This window comes from Lyngbya sp. PCC 8106, from assembly GCF_000169095.1.
GTDB lineage: Bacteria > Cyanobacteriota > Cyanobacteriia > Cyanobacteriales > Microcoleaceae > Capilliphycus.
This window is the reverse complement of record NZ_AAVU01000089.1, coordinates 1-8,491: the sequence shown is the minus strand read 5'-3', so window position 1 is coordinate 8,491 and position 8,491 is coordinate 1. Positions and strand designations below refer to the sequence as shown.

At 44.3% G+C, this 8,491-nt stretch carries 9 protein-coding genes; 4 read left to right on the top strand and 5 right to left on the bottom strand.

The window, feature by feature from the left end; translation table 11 throughout:
• Positions 1-320 precede the first annotated feature (320 nt).
• Together L8106_RS28830 and L8106_RS31170 are read right to left on the bottom strand one after the other, a co-directional pair.
• The gene (locus L8106_RS28830; protein WP_009788117.1) at positions 321-1,244 is read right to left on the bottom strand and encodes an isoaspartyl peptidase/L-asparaginase; all 924 of its coding nucleotides are present in this window, start codon (positions 1,242-1,244) and stop codon (positions 321-323) included.
• Between the two features lie 125 nt (positions 1,245-1,369).
• Complete coding sequence (locus L8106_RS31170) at positions 1,370-1,546, bottom strand: DUF2256 domain-containing protein (protein ID WP_009788116.1); 177 nt, start codon at positions 1,544-1,546, stop codon at positions 1,370-1,372.
• Positions 1,547-1,607: 61 nt separating this feature from the next.
• On the opposite strand from L8106_RS31170, the gene L8106_RS28825 reads away from it, so the two are divergent.
• Positions 1,608-2,561 (top strand): RNA methyltransferase, encoded by a 954-nt coding sequence (locus L8106_RS28825; protein WP_009788115.1) that lies wholly within the window; start codon positions 1,608-1,610, stop codon positions 2,559-2,561.
• A 113-nt stretch (positions 2,562-2,674) separates the two neighbouring features.
• On the top strand, positions 2,675-4,276 hold the full coding sequence (locus tag L8106_RS28820) for a serine hydrolase (RefSeq protein WP_071941462.1): 1,602 nt from the start codon (positions 2,675-2,677) through the stop codon (positions 4,274-4,276).
• A gap of 48 nt (positions 4,277-4,324) precedes the next feature.
• On the opposite strand, the gene trxA is transcribed toward L8106_RS28820, so the two are convergent.
• The 3 genes from trxA to tnpA all read right to left on the bottom strand — a co-directional run bounded on the left by trxA (position 4,325) and on the right by tnpA (position 6,084).
• Entirely contained in the window at positions 4,325-4,648 is a 324-nt protein-coding gene (trxA, locus tag L8106_RS28815; RefSeq protein ID WP_039897538.1) for a thioredoxin, read from the bottom strand.
• Between the two features lie 177 nt (positions 4,649-4,825).
• Positions 4,826-5,161 (bottom strand): 2Fe-2S iron-sulfur cluster-binding protein, encoded by a 336-nt coding sequence (locus L8106_RS28810; RefSeq protein ID WP_009788111.1) that lies wholly within the window; start codon positions 5,159-5,161, stop codon positions 4,826-4,828.
• Positions 5,162-5,652: 491 nt separating this feature from the next.
• Positions 5,653-6,084 (bottom strand): IS200/IS605 family transposase, encoded by a 432-nt coding sequence (tnpA, locus tag L8106_RS28805; protein ID WP_083798356.1) that lies wholly within the window; start codon positions 6,082-6,084, stop codon positions 5,653-5,655.
• A 29-nt stretch (positions 6,085-6,113) separates the two neighbouring features.
• Between tnpA and L8106_RS28800 the strand changes: the two genes are divergently transcribed.
• A complete protein-coding gene (locus tag L8106_RS28800; RefSeq protein ID WP_039895177.1) occupies positions 6,114-7,373 on the top strand; it encodes an RNA-guided endonuclease TnpB family protein in 1,260 nt (419 codons plus the stop codon).
• Positions 7,374-7,584: 211 nt separating this feature from the next.
• On the top strand, positions 7,585-8,491 hold a 907-nt coding region (gene cimA / locus L8106_RS28795; protein ID WP_009788110.1), incomplete at its 3' end, for a citramalate synthase.

The window sequence follows — 8,491 nt, the reverse complement described above, 5'->3', positions numbered from 1 at the left end:
GTGAGTTTAATTATTCATCGTCGTGATGCTTATGAATAAACTGAGAATGTTGCTTTCAGGGTTCGGGTGTATTTTTCATTTCTAAATATCTTCTGGATTAATCCCTTGCGATCGCAATAATTAAGCCAAGCGTTCGGCTCGTTGACGCTCCTGTAAGGTTCTATCGAATTCTGGCAGTTGGGTGCGATCGCCTCCTGATTGAGAAGACATAATTTGAGAACCGTTGAGGATTTCTCTTTAGTATAAAAGAAGCATTTTTTGATTGATCACCCGACAACTACCAGAAAAGTGTTGAAAAAATGAACTTTTGATGAATAGATTTACACCACTAACACCTGAGTTCCTTTTTCCATTTCCAAACTATCGCCAATTTTTTCACCATCGTGAAATGCAGCGACAATCACATCACAAGTTTTACCCAATCCAATCTGACCTGTAGCATCGATCGCGATCGCTCCAAAATCCCGTTTTCGTTGAGTGGCTTCTACAAAAGATCGATCCAAAGCATCCTTTAACGATAAACCATCTGTCACCCGAATCACCAAACGAGCCGCAAAACATTCATCGATCAGATCTTCGCCAATTCCGGTACAACTAACAGCCGCTTCCGATGTGGCATAATTACCCGCAGGCATGGGAGAATCGCTCACCCGACCAATTCTTTCAAACCCCTTACCGCCTGTAGAAGTCCCCGCAGCCAGTCGTCCGGCTGTATCCAAAGCCACCACACCAATGGTACCAGTACGAGCGGGTTCAGCGACAACGTTTGCCATTTCTCGGGTAAAATTGTGCTGACGTTCTTCGACCCATTCGTTGAGTCGGCGATCAACTAAAGGATTATAAATCGGGAGTTGCAATTCTCGTGCGAGTTCAGCAGCACCTTGATCAGATAAGATGCGATCCATAGATTCTTGCAACGCTTGAGCAAGATCAATCGGATTTTTCACCCGAGAAACATTAATCACACCACTAAAACTCTGAGTCGTACCATTCATCAAACCCGCACTCATGCGAATTTGACCATCTGACTGAAGCACTGAACCCGTCCCCGCATTGAACAAAGGTTCATCCTCAAGTAACCGACAGCCTTCAACAACTACATCAGTAGCACTAATCCCTTGACCGAGAAGAGGATAAACTTTTTCTAAAACGCTATAAAGAGCTTTTCGGACTTGATCGATCCCGCCTTTACTATGAATGGAAGTTCCGGCTCCCCCGTGAATAATTAATTTAGGCTGCACCATACTGATTTGCGAGAATAAATTTTTAAGTTAGTGGTTGAAATATTGTTGCACGTCTGGTTTGACAATTCCAAGATAATTTTTAAGTCAAGAGTGTCAGCAGTGAGGAATTATCAATTATCTATCTTCTATCTATCTTCGGTGTTGTCCTTTGAGTGATCACTATTTTTCCGTCGCCGACAGCGTTCTGAACAGTATTTTACTTCATCCCAACAGTCGGCCCATTTTTTGCGCCAAGTAAAGGGAAGACCACAGACGGGGCATACTTTAGTTGGCAGGTCAGATTTAGAACGCTGGCGTGCCATGTTAAGTTATTTGAGTTGCAGGTTGTCAACAACTAGCATACCATTGTCCAGGTTATAGACGGTGTTAGACGAAGCCTTAGCCCAAGTTCGGATTATCTTAGTCGAGCCTGCTGGAGCCTTAAATGTTGGTTCTGTCGCTCGAATTCTCAAAAATATGGGATTACAACAGTTAGTGTTCGTCAATCCTCAATGCGATCCCCAGTGTGAGGAGGCCCAAAGAATGGCCGTCCATGCCGCAGATCTACTGGAAACAGCAACGATAACTGCAACTTTGCCAGAAGCTCTAACGGGATGTCAACGAGCGATCGCCACAACAGCACGAAAACGATCCCTTGAAACCCCTTTAGAACATCCCCGTCATGGCTTAGGATGGTTACTAGAAACCCCATCGGCTTTAATTTTTGGCCCAGAAGATCGGGGACTGAGTAACGAAGAACTCAAGTATGCTCAACGATTTGTTCGTATTCCGTCGAGTTCAGCGTATCCGGCGTTAAATTTGGCTCAAGCTGTGGCAGTCTGTTGTTATGAACTGTCTCAACTCGCGAATGTCAACCCGAATATTTCAGCAGAAGATTTGTCTGCGAGTGCTGCGTCTCGTCCGGTTTCCTCACCCATTCAGCCCGCATCATCAGTCCCTCTCGAACGTCTAGAAGGATTTTACGAGCATCTAGAAACCCTGTTGCTGAATATTGGTTATCTGTATCCTCATACTGCGGCGAGTCGCATGGAAAAATTTCGGCGTTTGTTTAATCGTGCTGATTTATCTCAAACGGAAGTCAATATGTTGAGGGGAATTCTTTCTCAAATGGAATGGGCGCTAAACTCAACTCAACAATCCGGTACAGTTGATGATACCCTGATAGCGTGCAATCATGCTGTTACAGATGTCTCGTGCGATTCCCAGAGCAGTGCTTTGAGCGATCGCGTTGCCTTGACTCAAGAGACAGACTCACCCTCAGTTGAACAGCCCTGTAGGACGATGGAGAGCGAATCCCCAGATGAAACCTCAATCTAGTGTTGAGCATTGACAATCCCTGATTCTTCTCTCAATATGACTTTCGGTTTATGTCCTCGTCAATCGCGGACTTACTCTTGGTTTGGTTGATCACAGTTTACTAGGTGTTTGGTGTGGCCCAGCGATCCCCCCGTCATTTATCGCTTATTTCTTCTTCAGACTCTCGATCTCGGGAGTCTCCATCTCGTAATGGATCTCAGCCGACTTCTCGTCGTCGCCGTCGTCAGCGTCGAACCCCTTCATCTAGTAGTAAGCCTCTGGGCTTCTTGAATGGCTTGATGAAACCGTTTTTCAAATCGTCTAAGTCGTCAAATTCAACCTCTCGTTTCCCTGGGGGAGAGGGTTCACAAACGGCTGAGTCGTTAAAACCGTTAGTCTCTCAACTCCGCCAGCGACAACAAACTCGTGAACAACAACAGCAACGTCTTAAAACTCCCCCTCCCCGGCGTAACCGCCCCCGTCAGGCTTCTACTTCGCCGATACCGCCTCTGATTGCGAATAATCGTAGAAACCCTAACTTACCCCCTCCTCCCTCGTCTCAGAGTCTTAGTCGTCGTCCTCTGAGTTCCCCTTCTTCTTCTCTTTCTCCTCAGCCTCCGGTTTCTGCTCGTCCCCGAGTTTCTAAACAGCCGAAACGTCGATTTTCACCGATGATTTATGGGGCGCGTTTATTGATTTTGGGGGTGGGAATTGGGGTGATTTCGGGTACGGTATTGTCGGTATTAAGTTCTTTGGGACGTCTAGGATCTTCTGCGACGCCAACAACAGCAAATTTAGGTCTTGAAAGTCAGCTTGAGGCGACACCAACGCCTGTGGGTGTAGAAACACTTCCTCTGTCGGTTCAACTCAACCAAGAAATTCAAACGGTTAAACAACAAATTTTAGCTTTAACTCCCGAAAATTCGGATTTAAAACCGGGTATATTGTTAGTTGATTTGGATACAGGTGGCTATGTTGATATCAATAGTGAATCCGCTTTCGCCGCAGCAAGTACGATTAAAGTGCCGATTTTAGTTGCATTTTTTCAAGCGGTTGACGAAGGTAAAATTAGTCTCAATGAAGTCCTGACGATGGAGGGTCAGCATATTGCTGGAGGGTCAGGAGATATGCAGTATCAACCTTCGGGAACGGAATACACCGCTTTAGAAACGGCGACTAAAATGATTGTGATTAGTGATAATACCGCAACCAATATGTTGATTGAACGTTTAGGGGGAGCGGAATTTATCAATCAAAAGTTTCTCGATTGGGGTTTACACAATACTGTGATTCGAGATGTACTTCCAGATTTAAGAGGAACGAATAAAACGACACCCAAAGACTTAGTTAATTTATTGACTCAACTCAATCAAGGTGGACTTGTTTCGATGAAATCTCGCGATCGCATTTTTAGAATTATGGAGAAAACCGAAAATGATTCTCTCCTGGCGAGTGGTTTAGGTCGAGGTGCGACTATCGCTCATAAAACGGGGAATTTGAAATCGGTTTCGGGTGATGTTGGGTTAATTGATTTACCCAATGGAAAGCGGTATTTATTGGCGGTTTTAGTGGAACGAAATGATGAGGATTCGGCGGCTGAATCTCTGATTCGGAATATTTCTCAAACGGTTTATGAAAGTTTTACTCGTTCTCCTGAAACTGAAACCGAATCAACTGAAGATTCCGAAGTTGAGGAAAGTGACAACTCAGAAGATACGGAGGAAGATGACCAATAATGAGACATCAATCCGTTTAGAAGTCGTCGCACCTGAGACCATTTCAGACTACAACAGTCCTGCGACTACACTACTAAAGTTTTCGTAGGGATTCGCCCCAATCACAGTCTCTTTCAATTCCCCGTCTTTGAAGAACAAGACTGCCGGAATATTTCTAATCGCAAACCGTTTCGCAATCGGCTTGTTAGAATCAAGATCTAACTTGAACACTTTGATCTGATCGCTATACTCCTCGGCGAGTTTATCCATAAAAGGCGCGATCATTTTACAAGGCCCACACCAAGTCGCGGTGAAGTCTACAACCAATAATGACTCATTTTTCAGAAGCAAATCCAATTCAGCTTCATCTTGAATAAAAGTAGCCGTACCCATTTGTGTGTCTCCAAAATTGTTAACGATGGAAATGGATCTGTCCATTAGCGACCGATCTCAAATCAGTTTGAAAATCTCTGGAGCCACTGTATCGTAAAATCGATTCAGAAATCAAAGAAAATTTAAAAGTTAACCCAAATTACGACAATCAATCACAAATGGGAAAATCTGACTGGACTATGTTTCTGTCCAAACGGTTTCTGATCCTTGTCCCCAAAATCCCTCGTATTTTCTAACTTTAATATCTCCCAACACCTTCACCTGACAGGCTAAACGGCGACTGGTTTGGGGAGAATGGGGAGGAAGTGACAATCGAGTTTTTTCTCGCCACTGGAGTTCAGAGACTTCCCCTTCAATTTCCACCGCACAGGTTCCACAAGTCCCCAAGCCCCGACAGTTGATCACAGAAGCCTGACCATTGTAGAGATCAATCCCATTTTTCAGCAAAACCTGACGTAAATTTTCACCGCGATCGCAAGTGATAGTCTTCCCTTGAACCTGAATACTGACCATAAAAGTGTTCTCCTTTGGTGATGCTACCCATTTTTTTAGGTTCTTTTTAGAATTTTACCAACTTTTAGCAAAACTCTCACTGTTCTACAAAACCTGTACAAAACGTCGCATTACAACACTTTTGCACTGTTTGCTTCCTGTTTCAAACCAGGACTGTCGGCAGCACCCTGTCCACAGGCTGAAAATCGGCTGGAACCCAACCTATTATTGAGTTTTCAATCACAACTTTGGATCTCTACTCCACTATTTTCAGGAAATTTAAAACTGATGGCTTTACTCAGTTACCTTTTTACAGGCTGCCCACTAGACAAGAATTCTCTGGGATGTCAAGCCTTAAATGCTTTAATCGCTTGGTTTTCGCGTTTTTTGATTGTATCACATTCAGAAAATACCTTGAAGCAACTCAAAGTAACGCAAATCGTATACTAGATTACATCTCTAAAAAAGTTGCCAACTAACAGGGCAAGGGGTCTCCCGTTATAATCTCCGATTTAGCGGGAGGGGAATTGCCCGACGGGGTATGCGTGATCTTGAACATAACTTTTCAATTGTTCTATTGTTACACCGCCACAAGATGCAATAAAGTAAGAACCTGTCCAGAAAACTTTTTTGTCGCCATAAAACTTTTCCAGGTGTCCTGCAAACTCTTGACGTATCAGACGACTGGTAACGGTTTTGAGATTTGCTATCAGTTTAACCGGAGCCACTTTAGGGTTAAGGTCAATTAAAAGGTGGATATGATCATGTTCACCGTTGAACTCAATCAGACTGCACTCCCATTTGATGCAGGTATCAGCACAGATTTGATTCAGTCTGGTTAATATTTCGTCTGTAATGGTTTTTCGCCTGTATTTGGTCACGAATACAATATGTACAGTAAGACGATAAACTGACCTATTGCTTTTAGTATAGTTGCCTTTCACCATGTCACGACAAGTGTTACAATCAAATGATGATACTCACTTACGTCTACCGAATCAAGCCGAACACCGAGCAAGTCGCCACCATGGAAAGGTGGCTAGAATTGTTGCGTCGTCACTGGAACTATGCTCTAGGACAAAGGCTTGATTGCTTGAATCGGACTCGTTGTCAGATTGATAGGTGCAGTATCGTTAGTGAGCCGATTGGTGAAATTCCTCAAACTGTTAACTATTATAGCCAACAGGCGGCTCTCAAGGAAACTAAGCGGTTGTTCCCTGAGTATGTGCAAATCTACGCCGAAACTCAACAAGTTAACCTACAACGACTAAACAAAGCTTGGGATAAATGGCGCAAACCTGACAAAACTGGAAAACGTGGCGGTCGCCCCAGATTTAAGAAACAAGGTCAATTACGGTCATTTGTATTCCCACGGGTCAATAAATCCAGAGCAGGAGCGCATATAAAAGATGGGGTGCTTAAGCTGAGTCGAATTGGTGAAATATCTGTGGTGATGCACCGCCCGATACCGGACGGCTTCACCCTGAAACAATGCACCATCATCAAAAAAGCAGACGGCTGGTATTGTTGCAGATCAATGCTTGATGACAGCGTTCCGGAGTTGTTACCTGTAGATGAGCTTAAATCTGCTGTCGGTATTGATGTGGGGTTAGAGAAATTCTTGACCACATCAGATGGTGAGGCTGTTGCAATTCCTCAGTTCTACCGGAAAGCGGCTGATAGGTTAGCTCAAACTCAACGAGCAATGTCACGCCGTGTGAAAGGTTCTAAAAACTGGGAGAAAGCTAAACAGAAGGTAGCTTTATTGCACCTTCATTTAACTCGTTGTAGAAAGGAATTCCACTATCAAGTAGCTCACTGGTTATGTAGTAAGTATGATTTGATTGCACATGAAGATCTCAACATCAAAGGACTCGCCAGAACAAAACTAGCAAAATCAATACATGATGCAGCGTGGGGGTCATTTCTGGAAATCTTACAGGCAGTGGCGGTCAAACGCGGTTTGTTAATCGAGAAAGTTAATCCACGGGGTACAAGTATTGAGTGCTTCAATTGTGGTTCTAGGGTTGAAAAGAGTCTGAGTGATAGAGTTCATCACTGTTCCAGTTGTGGAGTCGCGATTGACCGCGATTGGAATAGCGGAATCAATATTTTGAATCGTGCATTACTAGCGGTTGGACTGCCGCTCAATGGCTGTGATCAATCAATTATTGATATTGAGGATCAGCAAGTCTCATTCGTGAGTTTGGGAAGCCCACATCATAATCTCTGATTTGATCTGGGAGTAGTCACAAAGACTAGACAAAACCCGGGGGGAAAATTAGATAATAGGAAAACTGAGTCTTCAAAAATAACTCAAACAGAATATACAACTCAACCCCCACAAATTGAAACCTAGATAAAGAATCACGGCTAGGCTATAAATCAAGACTTATAACTTTAGGGGCGAGTTGAAGCTGTGTCAATTCACACCAATAAACCCCATGACCACTCACCCAACCGCCATGACTGAACCGACCTGCTGGATGTACGATACCACGCTGCGAGACGGCGCTCAACGCGAAGGAATTTCTCTGTCTATCGAAGACAAACTCCGCATTGCTTACCGTCTGGATGCGTTAGGAATACCCTTTATCGAAGGCGGTTGGCCCGGTGCAAACCCCAAAGATGTCCAATTTTTTTGGCGACTCCAAGAAGAACCCCTGACCCAAGCGGAAATTGTCGCTTTTTGTTCAACTCGCCGACCCGGAACAACTGCTGCTGCTGACCCCGCATTTAAACCGATTTTATCAGCCGGAACCCGTTGGGTGACACTTTTTGGCAAATCTTGGGATTTACACGTTACAGAGGGTTTAAAGACCAGTTTAGATGAAAATATAGCCATGATAGGAGACTCCATCGAGTTTCTGATCTCTCAAGGGCGGCGAATGATTTATGATGCTGAACACTGGTTTGATGGTTACAAACAAAACCCGGAATACGCCCTGAAAACCCTAGAAGCCGCAGCGAGGGCGGGTGCTGAATGGTTAGTGCTTTGTGACACCAATGGCGGTACCCTTCCCCACGAAATTAGCGAAATTACTCGAATTGTTGTTGAAGCGCTGAGAAGTTGGAATTTAGAGAGTATTCCGCAAATTGGCATTCACACCCATAATGACTCAGGAACGGCTGTGGCGAACGCATTAGCAGGGGTGAGGTCAGGGGCGAGAATGGTTCAGGGGACGATGAATGGTTATGGTGAACGCTGCGGAAATGCCAATCTTTGTACGGTTATTCCCAATTTACAACTTAAACTCGGTTATTCTTGCATTGGGGAAGACCAAATTATTAAACTCACAGAAACCAGTCGGTTAGTGAGTGAATTAGTGAACCTCGCTCCTGATGAACACG

What these genes read in the sequence shown, in the direction of transcription:
- L8106_RS28830 (WP_009788117.1), bottom strand. Translation starts at nt 1,244, where the DNA reads ATGGTGCAGCCTAAATTAATTATTCACGGGGGAGCCGGAACTTCCATT.
- L8106_RS31170 (WP_009788116.1), bottom strand. Translation starts at nt 1,546, where the DNA reads ATGGCACGCCAGCGTTCTAAATCTGACCTGCCAACTAAAGTATGCCCC.
- trxA (WP_039897538.1), bottom strand. Translation starts at nt 4,648, where the DNA reads ATGGGTACGGCTACTTTTATTCAAGATGAAGCTGAATTGGATTTGCTT.
- L8106_RS28810 (WP_009788111.1), bottom strand. Translation starts at nt 5,161, where the DNA reads ATGGTCAGTATTCAGGTTCAAGGGAAGACTATCACTTGCGATCGCGGT.
- L8106_RS28800 (WP_039895177.1), top strand. Translation starts at nt 6,114, where the DNA reads ATGATACTCACTTACGTCTACCGAATCAAGCCGAACACCGAGCAAGTC.